The organism is Actinosynnema sp. CS-041913 (genome assembly GCF_050942485.1).
Taxonomy (GTDB): domain Bacteria; phylum Actinomycetota; class Actinomycetes; order Mycobacteriales; family Pseudonocardiaceae; genus Actinosynnema.
Genome location: NZ_CP192037.1, coordinates 5,724,657 through 5,727,039, shown reverse-complemented (window position 1 = coordinate 5,727,039; position 2,383 = coordinate 5,724,657). Strand labels below are relative to the sequence as shown.

Here is a 2,383-nt window from a genome sequence, read left to right as displayed (position 1 = left end):
TCGTGTGACCACCGCCGATGGGATGCACGAAGTGCTGCTGGGTCTGGCGGGCCGTGTGCCGGACGATTTCCTGGCGTCCGCTCGTCGGCAACTAGCCGATGGTGCGGTGGGGGACGTGGCGGTGGCGGTCACGCACGAGCTGGCCCGGAGTCGGGTGCCGGTGAGCGTCGCGGATGCGGCGGTGCTCAGCGAACTAGTGGATGAATCCGCGTTCGGGGCGTTCACCGGTATTCCGCTCTCCGACGTGCGACCGCCGCTCGTGTGGCTGTTCGCCGGTGCAGGCGAACAGGACGTGCGTGACGAAACCACTGCCGCGTTGGTCGAGGTGCTGGCCGCGACCCCGTCCGCGCGTGGGCTGTGGATGGCCTGGCGCACACCGTTGCGGGACGACGGACCACGAGTGCCGGTGTACGTGGTGACGACGGACGGCGGTGACCTCGCGGCGCTCGCCGGGCGGCTGTGCCGGGTGCTGGACGGACGGGCGGACGTGCCGAGGGTGGAGGTCGTCGGTCCCGGTGACGCCCCGTCCTACCAGCGTGCGGCCCGTGCGGGCGGCAGGCTCGTGTGGGCGGCGGCCGAACCCGTCGAGATGTTCGTGGTGCGGGTCTTCGACGGAGTCGACGCGGAGGGCGGCCCGGTGTTCGACGAGGACCACCCCCGGATCGCCGACCCCGCCGAGCGGGAGCGCGTCCTCGCGTACCTGGGCGGGGGCGAGCTGCTGCTCGGCAGCGGCGACACGATGGCCGACGTGGTGGCGCCCGAGCGCGGCCGGGTGGTGCCGATGAACTACCGCACTGACGGTGTGTGGCTGTGGCCGGACGCCGTCTCGTACTACCTGGAGCACCACGACCTGGCTCCGGACGCGCCGTTCCTGGCGCACATCTATCTGACCGATCAGCCGCCGGCACGGCTCGACGCGGTGACCGTCCACCGTGCGCTGAGCCACCTGCTCGGCCCGGTGGACTGAACCCTTGCCCGGAAGAGGAGAACCCGTGCGGCCCGAAGCCCGCGATGCTCACTGGTACCTGCTGATGGACCCCGCCTGGACGGCCACCGGGGAGGAGACCGAGCCACCCGTGGAATCCGTCATGGGGCTGTGGCCGGTGGACGCGGACGCCGGACTGGGCCGCTTCCGGGCCAATCCCGGCTATGTCCCAAGTGACCCGGAGGCGCCGGCCGACCCGCTCGACGCGTTGTTCCGACTGCTGACCGCGGGCCGTCCCGTGGCGGCGCAGGTGCGGTTGCTGCTGCGCGACAGCGAGTACGAGGTCGCGCTCGGGGAGGACGGAGACCCGCTGGTGGTGCAGTCCCCGGACCGGGTCTCCTGCCTGCTCGTGGCGACCTCACCGTGGTACCGGTCGTCGTCCCCGGAGGTCGCCTCGTGGCAGCGGGTCGGGATCGAGGAACTGACCGATCTGCTGTCGGCCGGGGCGGATGTGCTGTTCAACCCGGGCAGTCCCGGGTCGCTGCGGCTGGTCGCGGCCTTCGTGAAGTCCGCCCGTCACCCGTCCGACAAGCAGCTCGCCGCCGCGTGGGCCGGCCTGCCCGCGGCGGGCGAGGACCAGCTCCGGATGCTGGCCTGGCGCATTCCAGCCCCTGACGACGGCTCCTGACGAGCCTCCAGGCCGCGGCGTGGCACCAAGCGGTTCGGGTGGCCTTCGACGGTGTGGTCGAAGGTCATCCGCCGGTCTTCGGACCCGGTGCCCGATCTTCCGGAACCTCCCAGCGGGCCATCCGAAGACCGCCGGTGTCACCGCTGTCCGGGGTGGCGGTCCGGAGGTCCTCGTCGTTCAGCAGCACGGTCTCGCGGATGAAGTCGCCGGTGAGTCGCACTTCGGCGGGGCCGCCCGGGTTGATCAGCACGTCGATGTCGTCGGCGAGGAGCGTCGCCAGTTCGATCAGGTCGACGCGTGACCAGTCCGGCGAGGTGACGCGGGCGCGGTGCGGTTCGCTGGTGGCGAGGACGACGCACGGGATGTCGTCCGGTGACGTGCGCACCAGCGGTCTGCCGTCAGCGTCCACGGCGATGTCGAAGAACGCGTCCCGCAGCATCAACTGGATGTGGACCGTCGTCGCCCGGTCCATCAGCACGAGCCGCAGGACCGTGTCCAGCGGGTCGGTGGGTGAGTCCTCGTCGGACGGCCGGTAGTCCGGGTTGGCGCGGAACTTGCCGAGCCTGTCGTGGTCCTCCACCGGCCACAGCCCGACCACCGCGTCGGTCGGGGGCGGGTCGTTGTCCGTCACCGGCTGCCATACCGGGTCCATCAGCAGCAGCCAGTTCTCCGACGCCGTCCGTGCCCCGGTGTCCGCGTCCACTGCCGTTCTCCGTTCTGCTGTGGCCGGGCGCGCCGGTGACAGCGAGCAGGCCGTGCCGCCCCAACAT

General features: G+C 71.6%; 3 protein-coding genes. 2 read left to right on the top strand and 1 reads right to left on the bottom strand.

Annotation, left to right across the window (positions count from 1 at the left end; genetic code table 11):
• Nucleotides 1-4 precede the first annotated feature (4 nt).
• Nucleotides 5-967, top strand: a complete 963-nt coding sequence (locus ACQPZF_RS25915; protein ID WP_433261105.1) for a hypothetical protein — start codon at nucleotides 5-7, stop codon at nucleotides 965-967.
• Nucleotides 968-992: 25 nt separating this feature from the next.
• Nucleotides 993-1,613 carry a type VII secretion system-associated protein gene (locus ACQPZF_RS25910; protein WP_433261103.1) on the top strand — a complete coding sequence of 207 codons (621 nt, stop codon included), beginning with the start codon at nucleotides 993-995 and terminating at the stop codon, nucleotides 1,611-1,613.
• Nucleotides 1,614-1,677: 64 nt separating this feature from the next.
• Here the strand turns inward: ACQPZF_RS25910 and ACQPZF_RS25905 are convergent, their stop codons facing one another.
• The gene (locus ACQPZF_RS25905; RefSeq protein ID WP_433261101.1) at nucleotides 1,678-2,316 is read right to left on the bottom strand and encodes a type VII secretion system-associated protein; all 639 of its coding nucleotides are present in this window, start codon (nucleotides 2,314-2,316) and stop codon (nucleotides 1,678-1,680) included.
• Nucleotides 2,317-2,383: the final 67 nt, after the last annotated feature.